Source organism: Candidatus Phytoplasma palmae (assembly GCF_046896035.1).
Lineage (GTDB): Bacteria > Bacillota_I > Bacilli_A > Acholeplasmatales > Acholeplasmataceae > Phytoplasma > Phytoplasma palmae.
The window spans coordinates 1-23,207 of record NZ_JBIPDD010000003.1 but is presented as its reverse complement, the minus strand read 5'-3'; the positions used below and the strand labels follow the sequence as shown (position 1 = coordinate 23,207).

Genomic DNA, 23,207 nt, shown 5'->3' with positions numbered 1-23,207 from the left:
AAAGAACCTTTCTTCCAAAATATATAAATTATTTTGGATTTTTTTTAAAAGAAAAAATTAATTTTTATTGATTAGTAAAAATATCTATTTTTTGACCTGGAACTAATTTAATAATAGCTTTTTTATAACCTGAAGTAAAACCACTATGTTTTCCTCTTCTTTTGAATTTAGGAATAACATTCATAGTTCTAACATCTAAAACTTTAACATTAAAAATATTTTTAATAGCTTTTTTAATTTCTATTTTGTTAGCACTATTATCAACTTTAAAAGTATATTCGTTTTGAAATTCCATTTTTTTATTAGTAGATTCAGTAATAATAGAAGATTTTATTAAATCATAATACTTATTCATTTTTTTTAAACACCTTTTCAAAAAAATTAATAGATTCTTTAGAAATTATTATTTTTTTAGCTTTTAAAAGTTGATAAACACTAACATGTTGAACACTTTCAACAGTAACTCCAGATAAGTTATTAGTTGAAAATAACAAATTATCATTCAATTCTTTAACTATGATTAAAACTCTATTATTTTTCATAAGATTCAGTTTCTTTAAAAAATTAAAGAATTCTTTTGTTTTAGGATTTTCAAATTTAAAAGAATCAATAATAATTAAATTACCTTGTTCAAATTGCCAAGAAAAAGCAGAATTTAGAGCTATTTTTTTAACTTTAGAATTTACTTTTAAAGAATATTGTCTAGGTTTAGGACCAAAAACAACACCTCCACCTCTCCATAAAGGAGAACGAATAGTACCATGACGAGCATTACCAGTTCCTTTTTGGGGATAAGGTTTTCTACCACCGCCTCTTACAGCAGATCTATTTTTGGTAGAATGAGTACCTTGTCGTATTGCCGCTCTTTGGCTATTAACAACATCATATAAAACTTGTTTATTAGGTTTCATTCCAAAAACTTCATCTAATAAATAAATTTCAGATACAAATTCGCCTTGTTGATTTAAAACATTACATTTAGGCATTATTTGACTCCTTTAAATTTTTTTTAACAGCAGATTTTATAACAATAAAACCTTTTTTATTACCAGGAACACAACCTTTAATTAAAATTATTTTTTTTTCAATATCAACAGAAATAATTTTTAAATTTTGTAAAGTAACTTGTTCACAACCCATTCTTCCAGGTAGTTTTTTTCCTTTAATTTTTCCTTTAATAGGTCCCATAGAACCAGGTCTTCTATGATATCTAGAACCATGACTCTCAGGTCCTCTACTTTGATTATGTCTTTTTATATTACCCGAAAAACCTTTACCTTTGCTAATTCCTATAACATCAATAAATTCACCAGACTTAAAAACATTAATATCTATCTTTTCGCCAATTTTTATATCTTTCAATTCATTTATTTCTGGAACAGAAAAAGAAATTTCTCTTACAAAACTTTTAGGAATTGAATTATTTTTTTTAAAATGACCTAAAAGAGGTTTGCTCATTAATTTTTCTTTTTTATCTAAAAAACCTAATTGAGTAGATTGATAACCATCTTTATTAATATTTTTTTGTTGCAAAACAACATTATCGGATACATCAATAATAGTCACTGGGATGCAAAAACCTTGAGAATCAAAAACTTGCGTCATTCCTAATTTTCTTCCTAAAATACCTTTAGCCATTTTTTCGCCTCTTTCACTAAATAAAAATTATCATTTATTAATTATTTTTTTAAATAAATATTAACAGAAGATGGCAAATTAATACGCATTAAGGAATCAATTGTTTTAGCATTAGGACTAATAATTTGAATCAAACGTTTATGAGTTGAACGACCAAATTGTTCTCTACTATCCTTATGAACAAAAGCAGAACGTAAAACAGTAAAAACTTCTTTCTTAGTAGGTAAAGGAATAGGCCCTTTTATTTTAACTCCAGTTTTTATAACACTATTAACAATTTTTTTAGCAACTTGATCAATTAAATGATAATCATATGTTTTTAAAATAATTTTAACAACCTCTTGCTCTTTAATCATTTTGTTATACCTTCCATTTTGAAATTAATATTTAAATAAAAACAAAAAATTATAGAATTATAATTATTTTTTTCTCTTTCTTTTGAAAAAAATATTATTACTTAATTATTTAATCTAAAAAAAATAAAAAATTACTTATTAAATGAATAAAATTCATTTATAAAATAATAAATATGATCATATTTATTAATAAAAAGTTATTTAAAAAATAATTTTATATTTTTTATTTTTCACAAAATAAAACCATTATTATCAATAAAAAAAATTTAAATTAAAATTAATTAAACTTAATATATTAATTGAGCAAAAACAAAATAGCAATATAACAACATGTAAAATTAATATCATAAAAACATCATCTTGTTTTATAAATTATTTATTATTATTTAATTAATTTAAACTTTTTACCTAAAATATTATATCTTAATTATTATATATTAAAAAATTTATTATTTAAATATAACTGATTCGAAATTAGATATTTTTTATAGCAAATCTTAATTTCGCAGAATGACTTCTACAATTCAATGTTAATTCTTTTTCATCAGGATAAATAATTTTTTTATTAAAAAGTTTTAAAACACTTGGAGGAATTTTATTATCTTCTATAGGTAAATTAAAAGGAATATTTAATTGACTATATTTTTTAAAAAAATGTTTTACCAAACGATCTTCTAAAGAATTAAAACTAATCACAACTATTCTTCCGTTTTTCTTTAATAATTGTATACTTTGTTGTAACGCATTTTCTAAATTTTTCAATTCTTGATTAACTTCTATCCTCAAGGCTTGAAAAATTTTTTTCGAACTATGCCCTCTTATTATTTTTTTACCATAACAATGATAAAATTTATCAATAATTTGTACTAATTCTAAAGTTGTATTTATTGGTCTTTTTTTAACAATTTCTTTAGCAATTAAAGAAGCTTTAGATTCTTCTCCATAAAGAAAAAAAATATTTTTTAATTCTTCGTAACTATAATTATTAATAACGAAATGAGCTGTTTTGGTTTGTCCTTGATCCATCCTCATATCTAAAAAAGAATCACTTAAATAACTAAATCCTCTTGATTTATCATCAATTTGAAAAGAAGATAATCCTAAATCAAACACAATACCATCAATAGAAAAAATATTTCGCTTATTCAATTCTTTTTTTAAAAAATTAAAATTACTATGAATTAAAAAAATATTTTTATTTTTTTTAAATTTTTCTTTACAAAGATTAATGGAAAAAATATCTCTATCAAAAGAATATAATTTTCCATAAGTAAGTTTCTTTAAAATTTTTTCGCTATGTCCTCCACCGCCTAAAGTAGCGTCAACGTAAATACCTTTATTATTAATATTCAAACATTCTAAAACTTTTTCAGTTAAAACTGGAATATGATGAAAATTCATTTTATAATCCTTTTTTAATCTCAAATTATTAATTATTAAATAAAAATTATATTCGCTAAAATATTTTTTTATTTTTTATTTAAAAACTATTTCAAAATTATCATTAATAATTTCATTCAAAGCTTTAGTTAAAGTTTTTTTACCTAAAGTATCAGGTAATTCTATCTTGTTAACTTTTATACAATGAGCAATTTTACTAGATAAATAAGCTAATTTATACTTAGAATCAATTTTTTGTAATAATTTATCAATTGAAGGGTAATTAAGACCTTCCAATTTTTCTTTTTTAATATTATTCATAAATAAATATTTTAAACCTCTTTTCCTAAAATTTCTGTCAAATAATAAGAAATACTATTTTTTGTTTTAGAATGTTCTGCAACAATAATAGATAAAATTTTATCAACAGCATTTTCTATTTCATCATTAACCACAATATAATCATACTTATAAGCTAAAGAAAATTCTTCTTTAGCTTTTTGAATTCTTTTTTGAATAATTTCATGACTTTCAGTATTTCTCTTTTTTAATCTTTCGTATAAACATTGTCTGGTAGGAGGAGCAATAAAAATAAAAACACTATCTTTATTTATTTTATGTTTTCTAATTTGCAAAGCGCCTTGAATATCTATTTCCAAAACAACTTCTTTTCCTTTTTCCAATTGTTCATTAACTAAATCGTAAGGAGTACCATAATAATTACCAACAAACTTATTATATTCTAAAAAATAATTTTCTTGAATCTTTTTTTGAAAATCTGTTTCATCAACAAAAAAATAATCTTTACCTTCTTTTTCGCCTTTTCTAGGTTTTCTAGTGGTAACTGAAACAGAATAAATAAAATTATTTTTTTCTCTTTTGAGTAAAGATTTTGTTATTTGCCCTTTACCCACTCCTGAAGGACCTGAAATTATTATTAATAATCCTTTTTGATGCAATTTCATATCTTTAATAATTCTCTCTAAATTTATTTTATTTTGATTCAATAACATAATTAAAAAAAATCAAATTACCAAATTTAATAATTTATTAGAAATATAAATAACTTTCTTAATTTCTTTATCTTTTTTAAGATATTTCATTATCTTATTGTTTTTTAAAACCTCTTTTAAAATTATTTCTTTATTTATATTTTTTTGATTAAAAGAAATCTTAGTTTTAAATTTTCCATTAATTTGAATTATAATTTCTTTTTTTTCTTTTAAATGAGTAAAATCAATTTTATCCTTACAAAAAGAAGGCCATTTAGAAAAAACCAATTCTTCTTTATTTTTTAGAACTTTTTTATTTAATTCTTCTGTTAAATGAGGTGCTATAGGATTTAATAATTGTAAAAAAATTTTCATTTGTTCATGACTTATTTGTTTATAATGAAAAACTTTATTAATAAAAATCATTAATTGACTAATTACTTTATTAAATTTTAATTTTTCATAATATTCAGTGACTAATTTAATTGTTTCTTGCAATTCAGAAACTAAAATTGAATTTTCTTCAGAACTTATAAAAGAAAAACAAATTTTATGAACTTTATTTAAAAAACGTTGAATACCTTTTATTCCATTTTCATTCCAAATTTTATCATCTTCTAAAGGTCCTAAAAACATAATATAAAGTCTAATAACATCAGATCCATATTGTTCTAAAACTGAAGTAGCGTTAACACTATTATTTTTAGACTTACTCATCTTCATTTTATCATGTCCTAAGATCATTCCTTGATTAACTAATTTTTGAAAAGGTTCTTGACAAGAAACTATTCCTAATTCAAATAAAAATCTATTCCAAACGCGAGAATATATTAAATGCCCTACTGAGTGTTCTTTTCCTCCAATATATAAATCAACAGGTAAAAAATAATCTAATAAAACTTTAGAACTTTTGCTGTTTAAATCAGAAATACAATTTAAAGAAGAATTTTTTAAAATATATGCAATATAATACCAGGAACTACCCGCAAACTGAGGCATAGTATTAGAATCTCTTTTGTAATTAATTCCGTTTTCTTTAAAATACAACCATGAAAAAACTTTAGACAATGGAGAAGTACCATCTCCTGAAATCTCAATTTTTTCTAAAACAGGCAATTCAATAGGTAAAGATTCATCTTTTTCTAAATAAATATTATTATCGTTATCATACCTTAAAGGAAAAGGCTCTCCCCAATATCTTTGACGAGAAAACAATATATCGCGTATTTGATAAGTAGTACGTTTTAAAAAACATTTTTTTTGCGAAGCTATTTCAATTATTTTTTTATGAGATTCTTCATTATTAAGACCATTTAAAAAATCACTGTTAATAAAAAAACCTTCTTCCAAAGATTCACAAAAATCATCTTCTTCTATTTTTGAATAATTTTCTTCTAAATAATCTGAATTATGTTTAATATCATTTGCAACTTTATGATTTTGATTTTCAAAAATACGAATAATTTCTAAATTATATTTTTTAGAAAACAAAAAATCTCTTTTGTCACAAAAAGGAACACACATAATAGCTCCTGTTCCGTAATGAGATAAAACATAATCTGAAATCCAAATAGGAATTTTTTTCTTATTAAAAGGATTTATAGCATAACTTCCTGTAAAAACTCCTGTTTTTTCATAATTAATATTACGCTCTAAATCGCTTTTTTGTGAAATTTGAGTTATATATTCATTGACTGAAACAGCAAATTTCTTTTTAACAATATCGTTAATCAAATTATGTTCAGGTGCTAAAATTAAAGCATTAACCCCAAAAATAGTATTAGGTTTAGTAGTAAAAACACTTAAATAAACTTCTTCAAAACCATCAATTTCAAAATTAAAAACAAAACCTTCTTGTTTTCCTATCCAATTCTTTTGAATTTCTTTAACTTGCGAAGGCCAATCTAATTCTTCTAAACCTTTTAAAAGTGGTTCTACATAATTATTAATTTTTAAAACCCATTGTTTCATTTTTTTTCTAACAATAGGAAAATTACCTCTTTCTGAAACAAATCCTTTAGAAGTTTTAATAACTTCTTCATTAGCCAAAACAGTACCAAGTTTTTCACAAAAATTTACTTCTACATCTTTCAAAACCGCTATTTTGTGTTCGTAAAATTTTTTAAAAATCCACTGAGTCCATTTATAAAAATAAGGATCAGAAGTAGCAATCTCAGTGTCCCAATCTACTCCTTTTCCTAGCAATTCTATCTGTTTTTTAAAATTTTCTATATTCTGATAAGTAAATTCTCTAGGATTATTCCCAGTTTTTAAAGCATATTGTTCAGCAGGCAAACCAAAACTATCAAAACCAAAAGGATGTAAAACATTATATCCTTGCATTCTTTTAATTCTATTGACAATATCGCTTGCTGTATAACCTTCAATATGTCCTACATGTAAACCAGATGAAGAAGGATAAGGAAACATATCTAAACAATAAAATTTTTTTTTAGTTAAATCGAATTTAGTTTTAAAAATTTTATTCTTTTTCCAATGAGACTGCCATTGAGATTCTATTTTTTTAAAATCATATATCAACATATATTAACCAAATTAACCTTTAACTTTATTTTTTTATCAAAATTTTAAATAAATAAATTTACAATTTATTTATTTTTTAGAATAAATAATATTTTTTTGAATATATTCGACAACATCTCCAATAGTTTTAAATTGATTAACTGCCTCATCGCTAATCTTTAAAAAAAAACGTTTTTCCAATTCAATAACAATTTCAAAAGCATCAAAAGAATCTAAACCTAAATTATCTTTTAATTTAGTTTCTAAATTAATATCTTCTTCTTTTAAAAAAGTTTTTTTTTCAACAATTATTTTTTTAATTTCTTTTAAAATCATATTAAACCTCTGTTACAACTATAAGTAAAAAATTTATAAAACAATTAGTAAATAATAAAATTAAATTTCAAATTAACTAAAAAAAAATAATAATCAAAATTTTTCATTTTATAAAATTTAATTTTATTTATGTTTAAATTTTCATTATTTAGTTTTTAAAAAAATAAATATAAAAATTATATATAATTATAATTATATTTTTTTAAAAAAAACAAAAAAGTTAAAAAAAATAAATTTTTTTTATTTTGTAAAAAACAATACTTTTCAAAAAATAATATAAATGATATAATAATGATAAATTTCAATTTTAAAATAAAAAATATTTATCATTTTTAAAATTATGAAATAGAGGTGTCAATAAATAAAATGAACAAAAAAACAATTTTTAAAAATAATCCATTAATTGAAAGAATAAAAAATGAAGCAAAAACAAAAAGTCGAAAATTTGCGAAATTAGATGATAAAAACATTTGTTCCAAAAAATCAATTTCACTAAAAACATTTTTTTTATTTTTATGCACAATAGCCACTTCAATAACAACTTATCGTTTTTTATTACAAACACAATATTATACTAATTTTAATTTTGTCAATAAATTATTTACGTATGTGTTTTTACTTTCTATTATACAATTTATTTTAGTTATTATGATTAACATGGTAAATATTCGTATAAGAAAATTTATAGCAATTTCTTTTGCTTTAATAGAAGGAATTAATTTAAGTTTATTTCTATCATTTTTGAATATTGCTTATAAAAATGCAATAGAAGGAATAACTATAGCTTTAACATCAACTATATTGCTTTTCACAATATCTCATTTTTTATATTCCTGTAATATAATAAAAATAAACCAAAAATTTAGATCATTTTTATTAATATCATTGTTATTATTAATTGTTATGCAATTTTTCAGATTATTAAATTTTTTTTCACTTCTTATAACTGTGTTTTCTTTATTTTTAGGATGTATGAGTTTAGCAGTAGATTTCGAAGATGCTGATTTTATAATATCTAATAGATTGCATAAAGATAATGAATGGAATATTGCATTAGGATTTCATATAACTTTAATCTGGATTTTTAAAAATTTAATTAACTTGTTACAAATATTAGGTTTTTTTAAAAAATACAATGACTAAAAATATAAAAAAATAATCAAAAAATTTTGATTTTTTGATTATTTTTTAAATAATAACTAAAGATAAAAATTTAGCAGCACTAATAATCATACCTAAAGAAACTAAACAATCAACGATATCTTTGTCATCATTTAATAATTTAAAATATTTATTTTTTGAATTTTCTGGAATAATATTTATAAAATCGTCATGATATTGTTTATTGTTTTTTTTTATTCCGTATTTTAATTGATTACTTTCGCCTTCTTTTTTAATTTTTTTAATTAAAAATTTAACTTGTTCTTTAGTCATTCCATAATGGATACCAGAATTTAATTCTAAAAAAACATAATGAGAGAATTGTTTAAAAGATAAATCTAATTTTTGATATTTTTTTAACAATTGTAAATTTTCTTCAATAAATTCCAAATTCTCTTCTTCTAATTGTTCATTTTTATTTGTTATCTCTTCATTTACTTTTTTTAAATTGTCAATAATTTCATTCAAAATTTTAATTTGAGCAAAAAAATTAACCTTATTGTTTTCTTCAGAATTATTATCTTCTGTTAGTAAAGAAGAAGCGATATTAGAATTATTGAACGAATCATTATTTAATATCTTTTTTTCTTCATTTTTTCTTTCTAAAGAAGTATTTATTTGAGTTTCTTTAATTAAATCTTTATCATTTAATTCATTATTTTTTAATATAAAAGTACTTGTATCTTTTGGTTTTGTTAATAATTCTGTTGAACTATTCTCATTCAAAATTTTAATTTGAGAAACAAAATTGTCCTTATCGCTTTCTTCAGAATTATTATCTTCTGCTTCTGTTTGCGAAGAAGAAGCAATATTAGAATCATTGAACGAATTATTGTTTAATATCTTTTTTTCTCCATTTTGGTTTTCTAAATAATTGACTTTCGCTTCGTTCATTAAATCTTTATCATTTAATTCATTATTATTCATTTCCAAAGTGCTTGTATCTTTTTTTTCTGTTAATAAATCTAATGTATTTGTTGATTTTATTTTTTGAATTTCTTCTATAGAAAATGGTTCAGAAGAAACATTTCTTTGTTTAAAAAATTTCTGAATATCAAATTTAAATAATTTAAAATTAAATAATAAAAGCATCAAAAGAATAAAAAAAATTACTATCATTATGACAAATAAAAAAAATATATATTTTTTTTTATTGATTTTTTTTTTCATAAAAAACAAAATTTCTCCTTTTTTAGAAAAACATTTTAAAAATTATTTATAGAAAAAATTTTTTTAAAACAAAAAAATTTCTTTAAAAAACAGCAAAATTTTTTTTAAAAAAATATAAAAAAATTTTAATATTAATAAAATAAACTGAAAAATAATGCCAAATATAGAAACAAAAAATAAAAAAATATCATGTATAAAAAAAACAATAAATAAAACGAAAAACAAAAAAATAAATGAATACAATAATGAAAAAAGAATATCAACATTTTGAAACAATTTTAAATTAAAATCATAATCTTTAATTGATAATAAATTTTTAAAATGTCTTAAAATACAATAATAAAAAGAAAAAAAATAATTTTCTATAAAATTTTTAAAAATTAAAAAATATTTTTTTAAAGTAAAAATAATATCATCTAAAAAAAACAAATTTCATCCTCTAACATTATATTTTTATTTTTTTTAATTTTTAAAAAATTAAAATTTGTTAAATTATTAAAAATAAAAAGAAATAAAATAAATAAATTAATTCATAATAATTCGATAAATATTAAAAAAACAATAAAAAAAACAAAAAAATTAATTCATTAATAATTATATATATAATATATCTTTTTAAAAAATATAATTTTAATGTTAAAAATTATAACTGATATAAAATTTGCCGAGCTTCTTCTAAAAGAAAATAAAAAACACGACATTTTTCATACATTTTATTTATAAAATCTAAATCTTTTTTTATTTCTTTGATCTTAGCATTTTGATATGTTCGATATACTAAAAAAAAAGCTTTCTCAACTTCTGAACAATACAATTGAGCTTGAATTTGAGCATAATAATAAATAGGAATAATATCATTAATAAAAAAATTATTCCAAATTCTAGTATCTAAAGAAATAGGACATTTAATCTCCAAAATACTTTGAAAAACTTGATCCCAACCATCTAAAGAAGCAGAAAAAAATTCTTTAACAAAAACAACAGGTTTGAAATTACTTTTATTAACTATATTAAAAAATTTTCTAGCTTCCGGCTCTAACTTTCTACCATGAAGAATAGCTTTATTTTCTTTTATTTTTTCATTAAAAAGCTTTCTTCTAAAAATAGATTTTTCACTTTCAAAAGGATTTAAACCCATAATAGATGCAACTTCAGAAGCATTAATATATTTTTTTCTATGTTCGTGCCACTCAAATGAATTTTGTTCTAAATTAAAAATTTGAAACATAAAAAAACCTTTCTTTTTTAAAAATTTTAAATCTTAAATAATTTTTTAGCGTTTTCAGTAGTTTGAAAACAAACTTCTTCAAAACTAATTTTTTTTAAAAAAGAAATTCTTTCAGCTATAATTTTTATAAAAGAGGGTTCATTTCTTGTGTTTTTTGCTATAGGAAAAGGAGTTAAAAAAGGAGCATCTGTTTCTAATAAAATTTTATCTAAAGGAGTATATTTTACAATTTTATGAGCTTCAACGGCTTTTTCGTAAGTAACAATACCTCCTAAACCAACATAAAATCCTAAATCAATAGCTTTTTGAACTTCTTCTAATCGTGTAGTTAAACAATGAAAAACTCCATTAATTCTCCCTTTATAAGGTAAAAGAATTTTTATTATTTCATCAAAAGATTCTCTTGCGTGTAGAATAATAGGTAAATTATATTTTATAGCTAGTTCTACTTGTATTTTTAAATTTTTTTTCTGAATAGAAAGGGAATTGGCTTCATGATACAAATCTAAACCTATTTCTCCTATAGCAACAATGTCATTATTATTTTTTAAATATTTCTCAATTTTTAAAGGATCTTCGTTAAGCCAATAACAAGGATGAATTCCTACAGCTGCCTTAATACAAGAGTATTTACGCGATAAGATAATGGCTTTTTTATTTGTTTCTTCATTTAAACCAGGGACAATAAAATATTTAACATTATTTTGAAAAGATCTTTTTAGTATTTCTTCTAATTCCTTTTCAAAAATATTCAAATTTAAATGTGCATGAGTATCGATTAACATAATTTTAATTTATTTTCATTTCTTTTTAAAATTTTTATTTTTTTTATTAAAAAAATTAAATTATAAAAAATACCCTATTTAATGAATTTAATTAATAGGGTATTTTTATTTTTAAAAAATAAATAATATTTTAAATGTTTACTAAATATGTATTGCTTTATCAATTGCTCCTAAAAAAGTTTCTAAAGTTAATTCAGATAAAGTAGGATGAGGATGTACATTATGAACTATATCATAAGCTGTGCTTTTTGTTCCCATAGCTAATCCGATTTCGCTTATTAATTCAGTAGCATTATAAGCTACTATATGCATACCTAAAATATTAAAATTATTTTTATCAATAATTAATTTAGCAAAACCATCAGTTTCGCCATCAGCTAAAGCTTTTCCTATAGCCTTAACAGGAAATTTAGATACTTTATAATCAATATTTTTTAATTTAGTTTGCTCTTCAGTCAATCCTATAGAAGCTATTTCAGGAAAACCATAAACACAAGAAGGAATATGATCATAATTAATAGTTTTAACTAACTTTTTTAAACCTAAAGCATCATGAACAGCTATCATTCCTTCATGACTAGCAGTATGTGCTAACATAGAACGTCCATTTACATCGCCAATAGCATAAACTCCTGGTACAGAAGTTCTTAAAAAACCATCTGTAACAATGCCTAATTTATCTGTATTTAATTTTAAATTTTCAATACCTTTCATATTAGGTTTACTACCGACAGCCATTAAAATAATATCAGAAGTCAAAAAATGTTGTTCTTGATTATGCAAATAATAAACTTTATTATTTTCAATCTTATTAACTTGAGCTTGAGTAATAACTTTAATATTATTATTAGCTAATTTAGAAGAATAAAATTTAATAACATCATGGTCCATATTATTTAAAATATTTTCTTCTCTTTCTAAAATAATAACTTCTGTGCCAAAATTACTAAAAATAGTAGCAAATTCAACAGAAATTACTCCTCCACCTATAATTATCATTTTCTTAGGCACAAATTCTATTTGAACTAATTCCTTACTAGTGTACAAATATTTTTTATTATAAGATTCTTCTGCGCCTGGTATAGGAGGAATAAAAGCACTAGAACCAGTAGCTATAATCAACTTTTTCGTTTTTATAATTTCATTATTAACTTTAATTTTATCAAAAGACAAAGCTTCGCCAAATCCTTCATATAAATCAACTTTATTTTTTTTTAATAAAAAACGAATACCACTAGTTAAATTATTAACTATTTTATTTTTACGATTTAAAATATCTTCCCAATTAAAATTTAATTGTTCAACCGAAACATCAATGCCAAATTCTTTAGCTTTTTTAAATAAACTAAAAACTTTAGCATTTTTTAAATAAGCTTTTGTAGGTATGCAACCATAATTTAAACAAATTCCACCAATTTTATGTTTTTCTATTAAAGCTACTTTAGCTCCTAATTGAGAAGATTTAATAGCAGAAACATATCCTCCAGGACCTCCGCCAATAATAACAATATCATACAGTTTCATCATTATATTTTCTCTTTTTCAAAATATTTAAAAATTTAAAAAATATTTTCTTCTAATACAGAAGTATCACAAAGCAAAGAATTAATTTTATTCAAAAACTTAACACCATAACTGCCATCAATTACACGATGATCAAAAGTTAAACTAAATGGTAATACATTACCAATACTAATATTTTCATTTTCTACTACCGGCTTTTGTAACATTTTTCCGATACCTAAAATTGCAACTTCAGGATGATTAATAATAGGTGTTGCATATAAAGCCCCAATAGAGCCATAATTACTTAAAGTAAAAGTTCCTTTAGTAATATCATTTAATTCAATCTTCCTATCTATAGTTTTTTGAACTATTAATTGAATTTGTTTAGCTAATGAAAAAACACTTAAATTAGCAACATCTTTAATATTAGGAACTATTAAACCTTGTTTTGTATCTACAGCTATACCTAAATTAATATTTTTTTTAATTATAATTTCTTCTTTTTCATCTGAAAAACTAGAATTTAATAAAGGAAATTCTTGTAAAGCTAAAATAACAGCTTTAGCAATAAACGATATATAAGTCAATTTAATTCCTTTTTTTTCTGCTTCTATTTTCATTTTTTTTCTTAAAGAAACTAATTTATTAATATTAATTTCATCAATTAAAGTAACTTCAGGAATAATAGTTTTAGAAATAACCATTTGTTTTGCAATAGCTTTTCTTAATCTTGAAATTTTTACAACTTCTATATCAACATTATTTTCTTGTTTAGAATCTTCTTTTTGAGAAATGGAACTATTTATATTATTATTTGTCATTTATATATTTCCTTAATAACTTTATGTTTATAAATAAATCAATTTATTTTTTATAAATACTTATTATAATTTTTTTTATTTTTTTTACAATTATTCAATTAAAGCTAATAAATCTCCGCTTTTAACAATATCTTGTTCTTTGAAAAATAATTGTTTCACAACGCCTGTTTTAGGAGAAGTTATTTCAGCATTTATTTTATCAGTTTCAATAACAAAAATTATTTCGCCTTCTTGAACTTTATCTCCAACTTTAAAATTACAATTTATAATTGTTCCTTCTTCTTCTGTAAATCTTAATTCTTCTATTTTCATAATATTATATTTCTAAAATTATCTCTTTTCTTTATAATTTTTTTGAATTTTTAAATTTTTTATTTCTGAATAAAAAAGTAAATGTAATAATTTTTTAAAATAACAAACACTATTATTTTTGTTTAATTAATTATTTATTGTTATTAAAAATTTTACGAATACCATAAACAACTTTATTCATATTTAAACATTGATGGTGTTGCCCTCTTACTAAAGGCATTACAATATCATATCCAGTAATTCTTCTTGGAGCTGTTTTTAAATATTCAAAAACATATTCGTTAACCAAAGTAATAATTTCTGAACTTGGACCAAAAGTTTTTGGATCTTCCTGTACAACTACTAATCTTCCAGTTTTCTTAACGGAATTAAAAATAGTTTCTCTATCCATAGGATTAATAGTTCTTAAATCTATTAATTCTACAGAAATGCCTTCTTTTTCTAAAATTTCTATAGCTAACTTAGAAATAGGGACAGCCGAACTCCAACATACCAAAGTAATATCATTTCCTTCTTTAACTACTTTAGCTTTGCCAATAGGAACTTCATAATATTCATCAGGAACTTCTTGCTTTTCATAACGATATAAAAACTTAGGTTCCAAAAAAACTACCGGATCGGGAGAATTAATTGCAGCACTCAATAATCCCTTCGCATCATAAGGATTAGATGGTATAACAACCTTTAATCCAGGAATATTACCCATTAAAGTATTGATACTTTCAGAATGATGTTCTAAAGAAGATTGAAGACCTGCACCAACAGGAATTTTTATTACAAGTGGACAATGTATACTGCCTCTTGTACGATTTCTCATTCTAACCGCATGAGAAACTAAATCTTGTAATCCTGTAGAAACAAAACCGTCAAATTGAATCTCAGCAATAGGTATTAATCCATTAATAGACATACCAACAGCACTACCTACAATACCAGACTCACTAATAGGAACATCAACAATTCTATTTTCACCAAATTTTTGTTGTAATCCTTGAGTTACTCTAAAAACTCCTCCTAATTTACCTACATCTTGTCCAAAAAAAACTAATTTAGGATTTTTTGAAAAATTTAAATCTAAAGCATGATTAATAGATTGCAATAAATTTCTTAAAGCCATTTTATTTTCCTTCTTTCTGCAACGAATCTAAAAAACTTTCATGTTCTTTTAATTGTTCTTCTAATTGAGGAGTCATTTTATGATACATATGTTGAAATATCTCAATAGGTTTAACTTCGTTACCATAAGAAATAATTTTACTATGCACTTGAGAAACAAATTGTTCTGTTTCTTTTTGTATGTTGTCGATTAATTCTTTTGTCAATATATTTTTATTTAATAAATATTTTTGAAAACGTATAATAGGATCTTTCTTTTCCCATTCATGTTCTTCTTCTTTTGAACGATACAAACTAGGATTATCATTAGTTGTATGAGCGCCCATACGATAAGTAACTAACTCTATAAGTCCAGGACCTTTTCCTTTCCTAATATCTTCAGAAAATTGTTTAACAGCAGTATAAACAGCTAAAACATCATTTCCATCTACTTGTATTCCAGGAATACCAAAAGCATAACATTTTTCTGCTAAAGTGTAAGTATTAGAAGCAATTCTTCTAGGAGTTGAAATAGCATACTGATTATTCATAATTATAACTAATAAAGGAGATTTAAAAACAGAAGCAAAATTTAAACCTGAATAAAATTCATCATGAGCTGTGCCTCCATCTCCAATAGTAGCTACAGTTATTTCTTTTTTATTTTGCAATTTACTAGCCCAAGCTAAACCGGCAGCTATCGTTATACCAGAGCCAATAATTATATTAACTGGTAAACATTTTAATTCAATAGCTCTTTTAGAACCTTTTTCATTACCATACCAATATAAATAAGCGTCTTCTAAAAAATTAGGATCTCGATACAAAAAGAAACCAATATCACGAAAATAAGGAGAAAACCAATCATTTTTATCCATAGCAGATGCTGAACCTATCTGAGCAGCTTCATGTCCTTTATTTAAAATATAAGCTGACATTTTTCCTTGTCTTTGATATTGTAAAGCTTTTACATCTGCAACTCTAGCTAAAACCATAGTTTTATACATTTTTAACAATTTATCATCAGATATATTAGGCTCTTTTTGACCATCAATAATATTGCCATCTAAATCTAAAATTTGAAATTTTTTTTTCTTTAAAGGATCGTAAACACTTAAATCAATAACTTTCATTTAAAAATATACCTTTCAAAACATATTTTTTACATTATTTTAAAATTTAAAAAAATTTAAAATTAAGATATAAATCATCCAAAATAATAAATATTAACGAAATAATAAAAAATAAATATTAAAATAAAATGAAAAAAATAAATTTTGAAAAATAAAAAACATATAATTACAATAATAAAAAATAATTTAATTTTTTTATAAAATTAAACCCTTAATTTATACACAAACAAAAAACAATAATATTCATAAATGTGAAAAAATTAAAAAACATTAAATAAATATAATTTAATTTGAAAATCAAAAAAATATCAATTCTTGAAATTATCAAAAAAAATAAAAAACAAAAATATAATATAAATAACAAATTCAAAACATTTTAATTTTTTTTATATATTATATTTATAACATTATTATTTTTATTTTATTTACGTACGTATTTATATTTGATTTTTATAAAGCTATATATAATAATAATTTTTTTTAAATTTGAAAATTACGAAAAAATTAAAATTAAAAATATATATAAAAATATCAAAAACAATATAAAGCATAAATTAAAAAAATATAAAATATACACAATAATATTCGAATTTATAATAACTACATTTATTATTTTTTTAATAATTTTCACTATTATTATTTTATTTTTTATTGAAAAAATAAAAATTAATTATGAAAAATATACTATTATAATCATCACAAATAATAGTAACTTATTTTTTAAATTTTGTCAAATAGTTTTTATTATACGGGAAAAACGTAATAATTTGGAATAATTTTATTTTTCATAAAATTAATATAATAAAAAGAAAATTTATTTTTTTACAAAAATAATAAAACTATAATGCTGTTATCAAATAATAAACAGAACCGACATGAAATAAATTGCCTAAAATTACAAAAATATGCCAAATAAAATGATAATATTTTTTATATGATTGATTATAAAAAATAATACCTATACTATATAAAATACCTCCAAAAAATAATAAAATTAATATCCTTAAATCTAATTGCCATAAATAAGATAAAATTATTAATCCACTCCAACCTAACAATAAATAAAAAAACAAATGCATTCTATTCCATTTATTCATAAAAAAAATCTTCAAAAAAATACCTAAAAAAACTAAAATTGTTTGAAAAAAAAAGAAAATTTGCGAAAAAGTTAAAAAAGGAAACAAAAAGAATGAACTTTGTAAAGATTTTATAAAAAATAAAAAAGGCATAAAATTTCCCCATATTAATAAATATATACAAATATGATCAATTCTTTGAAAATAAATTTTAGCTTTATTAAAAACACAAGAATGATATAAAAAACTAAAAAGATAAAGATTAAACATATTAATAAAAAAACAAAATAAAGGCCAAATAGGTTCATTTTTATGCTTAATAATATCATAATAAATAAAAAAAATAAAAACACTTAAAGGAATCATTAAAAAATGAGAAATAGAATTAGCAATTTCTTCCCCTATAGTTTGTTTTGAATTTTTTTTATTAGTACAATGAATATTTTTCATATAAAATAATTCTTTTCTTTCTTATTGTTAATTTTCAAAAAAATATAAAATATTTGAATTTATTTTATAAGTTGGCAATAATTTTTTTTTGAATTTGATAATAATCTTTTGGAGTTAATTTATCACTATTATCAATAAAACTAAAATTAAATTCATTTTTATCAAATCTAGGAATCAAATGAACATGAAAATGAAAAACTGTTTGTCCAGACATGACCCCGTTATTATTTAATAAATTAATCCCTTTAGCTTGAAAAGTTTTTAATAAAATTTTACTAATTTTATGAACTATTTTAAAAACATAAGCAAAAACATCTTCAGGCACTTCTTCAATATTGATATATGGTTTTTTAGTAACTACCAAAGTATGCCCTTTAGTAGATTGCATTTTGTCTAAAAAAACAATAACCAATTCATCTTCGTAAATAATATAACTAGGTATTTGTCTATCTATAATTTTTTGAAAAATATTAAGCATAAAAAATAACTCACATTTCTTTAAATTTTTGAATTTAATTATCAATATTTTGTTTTTTAAAAAAACAAAAAATATTAAATAATATTAAATAAATAAAACAAAAAAATATTTATCTAATATTAAAATAAATTTTTAAATTTTTAAAATGACACTTAGCTATTTCATTAAAAATTTCTAACCCATAAGAATTGTAAATTTCTAATATCTGTTGATCTACTTCTTTTGAACATCCAATTTTTAATTTCATATCTACTTTTTGACTAAGTTTATCGATTTCTTTTAAAAAATAATATCTCCCAATAATAGAAGCAATAGCCACGCATAAATATTTTTGTTCAGCTTTTGTTTCAAATAAAACTTCTCTATATACTGTTTTTTCTTTTTTTAAATAATCGTAATATTTTTGAGGAGAAGCAAATTGATCAATAATAACTTTAACATTTTTACCTATCTTGTGTAAAATTTTTATAATAGCATAATTATGAAATAAAGCTTTTATTTCGTTTAAATTTATTTTTTTTTTTAAAATATTGTACTTATTAGGAGAAATATTGTAAACACAATAAGGTATTTTTTGTTTAATTAAAAACATTAAATCGAAAATTTCTTTACTAGATAATTTTTTTGAATCTTTTATACCTTTATTTTTAAAAAAAATAAAATTTTCCTTAGAAACAAAAGCAGAACAGACAACTACAGGTCCAAAGAAACTACCAGTTCCAACCTCATCAGAACCAATTATATCATTATAATTATCATAATTATTGTATATTGAATATTCCTTATTAGAAGAAAAACCTAAAATTTTTTTTAAATTTTCAATTTCTTTTTGTTCAATTTTCCCTTGAACCAATAAAGTACCGTTTTTGTAGACGGTAATTTGTATATTTTTTTTATTAACTATAAAAAAAACATTATTATTCTTATTATCAACATCAACTATAAACGATTTGTAAAAAACACGAATATTATCAATTTGAAATAATGTTAATTGTTTAAAAATATAAAAATTTAACAATTTGTTGATCCTTTTATAAAATTTAAATTTCAATAATAATTTTAAATTTTCCTATTTAAATCCCAATTTATGGGAGTTATATTATTTCTAATTAAATATTGATTAGTTTTTGAAAAGGGTTTAGAATTAAAAAAACCTCTATGAGCAGATAAAGGAGAAGGATGAGCGCTTTTAATAATACAATTTTTTTTAATATCGATAAATTTAGCATAATTATGAGCAAAATTACCCCATAAAATATAAACTATATTTTCTTTTTTAAATAAAAAATTCAAAATATTCTGAGTAAAAATTTCCCATCCAATATTTTTATGACTTAAGGATTTTCCTTTTTCTACGGTCAAAATAGTATTTAACAATAAAACTCCTTCTAAAGCCCAAAGAGTTAAATTATTTGTTTTCGGAACTAAATGTAAATCATTTTTCAATTCTTTAAAAATATTTTTCAAACTAGGAGTAATTTTCGCTTTATAAACACTAAAAGATAATCCATGAGCTTGATTAAAATATATATATGGATCTTGTCCTAAAATTACCACCTTAACCTTATCAAAAGGAGTTAATTTAAAAGAATTAAAAATTTTATCAAATGAAGGAAAAATAATTTTTTTATTATCAATTTGTATTTTTAAAAAATTTAATATTTCTTTAAAATAAGGTTTCTTTTGTTCTTTAGCAATTATATCTTTCCAATTCATATGTATATTTTCTTTAACTTTTAAATTTTAAATATTTTTTTCTAATTATCGTAAAAAAATTTTTTTTACTCAAAAAATTAAACAAAAACAAAAATTAACAAAACCAAAACAAAAATTAACAAAGACAAAATATTATAAAAAGAAAAAGTGAAAACATGTTTAGCTATAATTTGATCATAAAAAATTTTTTTCTCCCAATCATGAATACCTGCATTAGCATCACCTTTAGTTTGAACAAATTTTTCCTTTAAATTTTTATCAATAACCCTATGAATAACATTAATTTCATTATTTTTACCCAAAGAAGAAAAACCACTGTCTCTCACTTTAAAAATAATAATATCTCCATCTTCACGAGAAGCTTTCAAGTTATCACATTCTTTATTAGAAATTTTCCTCACTAAAACAATATCATTTACTTTGATTAAAGGTTCCATACTTCCGCTATCAACTCTATAAAAATTAAAAAATAAAAATTTAAGAGCTATTTCATGCGACCAAAACAAATTGCACAAAGTTATTAAAAATAAATAAAAAAACAAAATATTTATCATTATAATAAAAATTTTAAAAAAATAAATCAACTTATTTTTTATTATTTTTTTCATTAACATATATGAATTTAACTTTTCTTTTTTTTTATTTTAATTAAAAAATTATTTATTTATTGAAATCAAAAAAACACTTACAATACTAATATTCTATAAAAAAAATTAAAAATATAAAAATATTTAAATTAATTAATAATAAAATTATTATTATTTTTTTAATTTTAATATAAAAAACAAAAAAATTCATTTTTTTTAATTATTTAAGTTATTTAATTTATTTAATATTACAAGAAAAATATTATAATCTTAATATTATAATATTAATATTATTATTTAAAATATTTTTTTACATTTATTATTTTGACATGATATCGAAAAATATTTTTTAAGATTTAAAATAAAAAATAATTATAATTATTTTTTAATAATTTTTTTATAAAATTAAATATTTTTTATTATTTTATTTTTTGAAAAAAAATATTAAAAATAAAAAAAATGAGGAAAAATGAAAAAAAAAATTAACAATTTTATTAAAAAAAATTTTAAACAATATTATTCCAAAAATAAAAAAATATTTTTTTTTTATTATTTTATTCTAATTTATTTATTTATTTTTTTAAACTTAATTTTAATTATGAAAATAAACACGTAGTAATAATGAATTGTCATAAAAAATAAAAAATTAAAAATTATTAAAAAATTTTTAATAAAAAATTTTCATTAAAATGTTATTATTAATAAATGATTGTATTAAAAAAAATTAAATCAATTGTATTACATTATTCATATTAATTTAGTATTAATATAAAAAATAATTAATACCCAAAAACATTAAAAACTATTAAATATTCATATTATGAAAAAATTATTTTTATTCAAAATATTTTAAAGTGAATATTTTGGTATAAATATTTATAAAAATAAAATTTTTATAATTAAAAAAAATTAAAAAAAGAGGATATTAATGAATATGAATGTAAAAGTAGTTTCCACATCAACTAGTTGCTTAGATTATTATAAAGAAAATCATGATATTGGTTTAATTAGAATTAAAATTTATATAAACGATAAAGAATATACAGATGGAAAAAATTTAACAGCATATAACTTTTATAATATGTTAAATGAAAATCCTAAACTAGTAATTAAAACTTCTCAAGTATCTTTAGGAGAAGTAATTAATTATTTTGAAACAATAGCTCAAAAAGGATACAAAACAATATTTGTTACAACATTATCTAAAAAACTCAGTGGAAGTTATAATGTTGTTTTGCAAAGTCAAAAATTTCTTAAAAATAAAATAGAAATAATACCATATAATACTAATACAGTTTGTTTTTCTGAAGGATATTTCGCTCTTGAAGCAAAACGTTTATTTTCAGAAGGTTATTCAACAGAACAAGTTATTAAACATTTAAATTTTTTAAAAAAAAACAATACTATTTTTTTTGTTGTGAATTCCTTAACTCAATTAATAAATAACGGACGCTTAACCAAAACAAAAGGATTTTTAGGAAGATTTTTCAAAATAAAACCCATTTTACAAGTTAATGAAAAAGGGCAAATAATAATAATTGAGAAAAAATTCACCATCGAAGCAGCTTTTTTGTCAATAATAGAAAAAATAAAAAATTATACTAAAAATAAAAAATTTATTATGTTTATTCTATTTACAGGCAACAATAACTTAAGAGAAAAATTAAAATCAATTTTATGTCAAAATTTTAATTTAAAAAACATTTTAGAAATTCCTTCTACACCAGCTATTGGAGCACATGTAGGTAATAATGTAATAGGAGTAGGTATTATTATAACCGAACCAAATCTAAAGGAGGAAATAACAAATAATATTTAAAGAAAAAAAAATTCAAAAATTTAAACAAGCACAAAAAATTTTAAAAATATTAAAAAAAAATCGATTTGAAGCTTTTATTGTAGGAGGTTTTGTTAGAGATTTTATTTTAAATTTAAAATTTTCTGATATCGATATAATAACTAATGCAAATATAGAAAAAATTAAAAAATTATTTAATTGTATTTTTATAAATGAAAAATATGGTTCTTTAAAAATTTTATTTGAAAACAATATATTTGAAATTAATATTTTCAGAAAAGAAAGTAATTATTTGGATTATAGACATCCATCAATTGTAACAGGGCGTAAAATGATGCCTAATTTTGAGTGATTTCACGTATCACGAACATCATGATAATATGTTCCTTCATATTCTTGGCTTTTGAAACGAAAGAATCAAAAGTTACAGCAAAGAATAAAAGCGGGTTGAGGAGAAATTCATATCCAAGAAGATCACGCCAGAAGAATGACTCACACGGATAACCTTATTAAAAAAGGCTAAATGCAATAAACGGGGTAATTATAATACTAAGCAGAAATGAATTGAAACTGAACTGTTTATCAAAGTTATTTGGAAAAATAAAAGTTACGATTTTCAAAATTATCAATGTTTTTAACAAAAAACATCTTAGGGTTTTTGATAAC

24 protein-coding genes and 1 pseudogene are annotated in these 23,207 nt (G+C 20.9%); 3 read left to right on the top strand and 22 right to left on the bottom strand.

What is annotated here, in order from left to right; translation table 11 throughout:
- Positions 1 to 64: 64 nt before the first annotated feature.
- The 9 genes from rplW to ACHMP6_RS00695 form a co-directional block, all read right to left on the bottom strand.
- Positions 65 to 355: a 50S ribosomal protein L23 gene (gene rplW / locus ACHMP6_RS00735; protein WP_412097620.1), complete on the bottom strand. Its 291-nt coding sequence runs from the start codon at positions 353 to 355 to the stop codon at positions 65 to 67.
- Entirely contained in the window at positions 348 to 986 is a 639-nt protein-coding gene (gene rplD / locus ACHMP6_RS00730; protein ID WP_412097619.1) for a 50S ribosomal protein L4, read from the bottom strand. The genes rplW and rplD overlap by 8 nt, the downstream gene beginning before the upstream one ends.
- Complete coding sequence (gene rplC / locus ACHMP6_RS00725) at positions 979 to 1,638, bottom strand: 50S ribosomal protein L3 (protein WP_412097618.1); 660 nt, start codon at positions 1,636 to 1,638, stop codon at positions 979 to 981. The genes rplD and rplC overlap by 8 nt, the downstream gene beginning before the upstream one ends.
- A gap of 41 nt (positions 1,639 to 1,679) precedes the next feature.
- A complete protein-coding gene (gene rpsJ / locus ACHMP6_RS00720; protein ID WP_412097617.1) occupies positions 1,680 to 1,994 on the bottom strand; it encodes a 30S ribosomal protein S10 in 315 nt (104 codons plus the stop codon).
- Positions 1,995 to 2,468: 474 nt separating this feature from the next.
- Positions 2,469 to 3,395, bottom strand: coding sequence for a 16S rRNA (cytosine(1402)-N(4))-methyltransferase RsmH (rsmH, locus tag ACHMP6_RS00715; protein ID WP_412097616.1), 927 nt, complete (start codon positions 3,393 to 3,395; stop codon positions 2,469 to 2,471).
- A gap of 75 nt (positions 3,396 to 3,470) precedes the next feature.
- Positions 3,471 to 3,695, bottom strand: a complete 225-nt coding sequence (gene rpoZ / locus ACHMP6_RS00710) for a DNA-directed RNA polymerase subunit omega (protein ID WP_412097615.1) — start codon at positions 3,693 to 3,695, stop codon at positions 3,471 to 3,473.
- Between the two features lie 11 nt (positions 3,696 to 3,706).
- Positions 3,707 to 4,339 carry a guanylate kinase gene (gene gmk / locus ACHMP6_RS00705; RefSeq protein WP_412097614.1) on the bottom strand — a complete coding sequence of 211 codons (633 nt, stop codon included), beginning with the start codon at positions 4,337 to 4,339 and terminating at the stop codon, positions 3,707 to 3,709.
- Positions 4,340 to 4,399: 60 nt separating this feature from the next.
- A complete protein-coding gene (gene leuS, locus ACHMP6_RS00700; protein ID WP_412097613.1) occupies positions 4,400 to 6,910 on the bottom strand; it encodes a leucine--tRNA ligase in 2,511 nt (836 codons plus the stop codon).
- A gap of 69 nt (positions 6,911 to 6,979) precedes the next feature.
- Positions 6,980 to 7,225: an acyl carrier protein gene (locus ACHMP6_RS00695; RefSeq protein ID WP_412097612.1), complete on the bottom strand. Its 246-nt coding sequence runs from the start codon at positions 7,223 to 7,225 to the stop codon at positions 6,980 to 6,982.
- Positions 7,226 to 7,591: 366 nt separating this feature from the next.
- Here ACHMP6_RS00695 and ACHMP6_RS00690 point away from each other — a divergent pair, with 366 nt between their 5' ends.
- Positions 7,592 to 8,368 carry a Bax inhibitor-1/YccA family membrane protein gene (locus ACHMP6_RS00690; RefSeq protein ID WP_412097611.1) on the top strand — a complete coding sequence of 259 codons (777 nt, stop codon included), beginning with the start codon at positions 7,592 to 7,594 and terminating at the stop codon, positions 8,366 to 8,368.
- Positions 8,369 to 8,413: 45 nt separating this feature from the next.
- On the opposite strand, the gene ACHMP6_RS00685 is transcribed toward ACHMP6_RS00690, so the two are convergent.
- The 13 genes and pseudogenes from ACHMP6_RS00685 to ACHMP6_RS00625 form a co-directional block, all read right to left on the bottom strand.
- Positions 8,414 to 9,556, bottom strand: coding sequence for a hypothetical protein (locus ACHMP6_RS00685; RefSeq protein ID WP_412097610.1), 1,143 nt, complete (start codon positions 9,554 to 9,556; stop codon positions 8,414 to 8,416).
- Positions 9,557 to 10,199: 643 nt separating this feature from the next.
- Positions 10,200 to 10,784 (bottom strand): lambda-exonuclease family protein, encoded by a 585-nt coding sequence (locus tag ACHMP6_RS00680; protein WP_412097609.1) that lies wholly within the window; start codon positions 10,782 to 10,784, stop codon positions 10,200 to 10,202.
- A 26-nt stretch (positions 10,785 to 10,810) separates the two neighbouring features.
- Positions 10,811 to 11,569 (bottom strand): TatD family hydrolase, encoded by a 759-nt coding sequence (locus ACHMP6_RS00675; RefSeq protein ID WP_412097608.1) that lies wholly within the window; start codon positions 11,567 to 11,569, stop codon positions 10,811 to 10,813.
- A 141-nt stretch (positions 11,570 to 11,710) separates the two neighbouring features.
- Positions 11,711 to 13,093 carry a dihydrolipoyl dehydrogenase gene (lpdA, locus tag ACHMP6_RS00670; RefSeq protein WP_412097607.1) on the bottom strand — a complete coding sequence of 461 codons (1,383 nt, stop codon included), beginning with the start codon at positions 13,091 to 13,093 and terminating at the stop codon, positions 11,711 to 11,713.
- 35 nt (positions 13,094 to 13,128) lie between these two features.
- The gene (locus ACHMP6_RS00665) at positions 13,129 to 13,896 is read right to left on the bottom strand and encodes a dihydrolipoamide acetyltransferase family protein (RefSeq protein WP_412097606.1); all 768 of its coding nucleotides are present in this window, start codon (positions 13,894 to 13,896) and stop codon (positions 13,129 to 13,131) included.
- A gap of 90 nt (positions 13,897 to 13,986) precedes the next feature.
- Positions 13,987 to 14,208 carry a biotin/lipoyl-containing protein gene (locus tag ACHMP6_RS00660; protein WP_412097605.1) on the bottom strand — a complete coding sequence of 74 codons (222 nt, stop codon included), beginning with the start codon at positions 14,206 to 14,208 and terminating at the stop codon, positions 13,987 to 13,989.
- Positions 14,209 to 14,338: 130 nt separating this feature from the next.
- Complete coding sequence (locus ACHMP6_RS00655) at positions 14,339 to 15,325, bottom strand: alpha-ketoacid dehydrogenase subunit beta (protein ID WP_412097604.1); 987 nt, start codon at positions 15,323 to 15,325, stop codon at positions 14,339 to 14,341.
- 1 nt (position 15,326) lies between these two features.
- Positions 15,327 to 16,436, bottom strand: a complete 1,110-nt coding sequence (locus tag ACHMP6_RS00650) for a thiamine pyrophosphate-dependent dehydrogenase E1 component subunit alpha (protein WP_412097603.1) — start codon at positions 16,434 to 16,436, stop codon at positions 15,327 to 15,329.
- Between the two features lie 839 nt (positions 16,437 to 17,275).
- Positions 17,276 to 17,962, bottom strand: coding sequence for a PAQR family membrane homeostasis protein TrhA (gene trhA / locus ACHMP6_RS00645; RefSeq protein ID WP_412097602.1), 687 nt, complete (start codon positions 17,960 to 17,962; stop codon positions 17,276 to 17,278).
- A 64-nt stretch (positions 17,963 to 18,026) separates the two neighbouring features.
- Positions 18,027 to 18,440, bottom strand: coding sequence for an HIT family protein (locus ACHMP6_RS00640; protein WP_412097601.1), 414 nt, complete (start codon positions 18,438 to 18,440; stop codon positions 18,027 to 18,029).
- A 109-nt stretch (positions 18,441 to 18,549) separates the two neighbouring features.
- Entirely contained in the window at positions 18,550 to 19,458 is a 909-nt protein-coding gene (gene rnhC, locus ACHMP6_RS00635) for a ribonuclease HIII (protein WP_412097600.1), read from the bottom strand.
- Positions 19,459 to 19,499: 41 nt separating this feature from the next.
- Positions 19,500 to 20,174 (bottom strand): annotated as a pseudogene (locus ACHMP6_RS00630) (uracil-DNA glycosylase); the annotation flags it as partial.
- A gap of 59 nt (positions 20,175 to 20,233) precedes the next feature.
- The gene (locus ACHMP6_RS00625) at positions 20,234 to 20,770 is read right to left on the bottom strand and encodes a signal peptidase I (RefSeq protein ID WP_412097599.1); all 537 of its coding nucleotides are present in this window, start codon (positions 20,768 to 20,770) and stop codon (positions 20,234 to 20,236) included.
- Positions 20,771 to 21,671: 901 nt separating this feature from the next.
- Between ACHMP6_RS00625 and ACHMP6_RS00620 the strand changes: the two genes are divergently transcribed.
- Positions 21,672 to 22,562, top strand: coding sequence for a DegV family protein (locus ACHMP6_RS00620; protein ID WP_412097598.1), 891 nt, complete (start codon positions 21,672 to 21,674; stop codon positions 22,560 to 22,562).
- Positions 22,552 to 22,893, top strand: coding sequence for a tRNA nucleotidyltransferase/poly(A) polymerase family protein (locus ACHMP6_RS00615; protein ID WP_412097652.1), 342 nt, complete (start codon positions 22,552 to 22,554; stop codon positions 22,891 to 22,893). Before ACHMP6_RS00620 ends, ACHMP6_RS00615 begins: the two co-directional genes overlap by 11 nt.
- Positions 22,894 to 23,207: the final 314 nt, after the last annotated feature.

Bases quoted from the DNA above. Each gene is read 5' to 3' on its own strand.
- ACHMP6_RS00640 (WP_412097601.1), bottom strand. From the start codon at position 18,440: ATGCTTAATATTTTTCAAAAAATTATAGATAGACAAATACCTAGTTAT.
- rplC (WP_412097618.1), bottom strand. From the start codon at position 1,638: ATGGCTAAAGGTATTTTAGGAAGAAAATTAGGAATGACGCAAGTTTTT.
- leuS (WP_412097613.1), bottom strand. From the start codon at position 6,910: ATGTTGATATATGATTTTAAAAAAATAGAATCTCAATGGCAGTCTCAT.
- ACHMP6_RS00660 (WP_412097605.1), bottom strand. From the start codon at position 14,208: ATGAAAATAGAAGAATTAAGATTTACAGAAGAAGAAGGAACAATTATA.
- ACHMP6_RS00620 (WP_412097598.1), top strand. From the start codon at position 21,672: ATGAATATGAATGTAAAAGTAGTTTCCACATCAACTAGTTGCTTAGAT.
- ACHMP6_RS00680 (WP_412097609.1), bottom strand. From the start codon at position 10,784: ATGTTTCAAATTTTTAATTTAGAACAAAATTCATTTGAGTGGCACGAA.
- ACHMP6_RS00655 (WP_412097604.1), bottom strand. From the start codon at position 15,325: ATGGCTTTAAGAAATTTATTGCAATCTATTAATCATGCTTTAGATTTA.
- ACHMP6_RS00650 (WP_412097603.1), bottom strand. From the start codon at position 16,436: ATGAAAGTTATTGATTTAAGTGTTTACGATCCTTTAAAGAAAAAAAAA.
- ACHMP6_RS00690 (WP_412097611.1), top strand. From the start codon at position 7,592: ATGAACAAAAAAACAATTTTTAAAAATAATCCATTAATTGAAAGAATA.
- rplW (WP_412097620.1), bottom strand. From the start codon at position 355: ATGAATAAGTATTATGATTTAATAAAATCTTCTATTATTACTGAATCT.
- ACHMP6_RS00685 (WP_412097610.1), bottom strand. From the start codon at position 9,556: ATGAAAAAAAAAATCAATAAAAAAAAATATATATTTTTTTTATTTGTC.
- lpdA (WP_412097607.1), bottom strand. From the start codon at position 13,093: ATGAAACTGTATGATATTGTTATTATTGGCGGAGGTCCTGGAGGATAT.
- gmk (WP_412097614.1), bottom strand. From the start codon at position 4,339: ATGAAATTGCATCAAAAAGGATTATTAATAATAATTTCAGGTCCTTCA.
- rpsJ (WP_412097617.1), bottom strand. From the start codon at position 1,994: ATGATTAAAGAGCAAGAGGTTGTTAAAATTATTTTAAAAACATATGAT.
- ACHMP6_RS00695 (WP_412097612.1), bottom strand. From the start codon at position 7,225: ATGATTTTAAAAGAAATTAAAAAAATAATTGTTGAAAAAAAAACTTTT.
- ACHMP6_RS00665 (WP_412097606.1), bottom strand. From the start codon at position 13,896: ATGACAAATAATAATATAAATAGTTCCATTTCTCAAAAAGAAGATTCT.
- rpoZ (WP_412097615.1), bottom strand. From the start codon at position 3,695: ATGAATAATATTAAAAAAGAAAAATTGGAAGGTCTTAATTACCCTTCA.
- ACHMP6_RS00675 (WP_412097608.1), bottom strand. From the start codon at position 11,569: ATGTTAATCGATACTCATGCACATTTAAATTTGAATATTTTTGAAAAG.
- ACHMP6_RS00625 (WP_412097599.1), bottom strand. From the start codon at position 20,770: ATGTTAATGAAAAAAATAATAAAAAATAAGTTGATTTATTTTTTTAAA.
- rplD (WP_412097619.1), bottom strand. From the start codon at position 986: ATGCCTAAATGTAATGTTTTAAATCAACAAGGCGAATTTGTATCTGAA.
- rsmH (WP_412097616.1), bottom strand. From the start codon at position 3,395: ATGAATTTTCATCATATTCCAGTTTTAACTGAAAAAGTTTTAGAATGT.
- trhA (WP_412097602.1), bottom strand. From the start codon at position 17,962: ATGAAAAATATTCATTGTACTAATAAAAAAAATTCAAAACAAACTATA.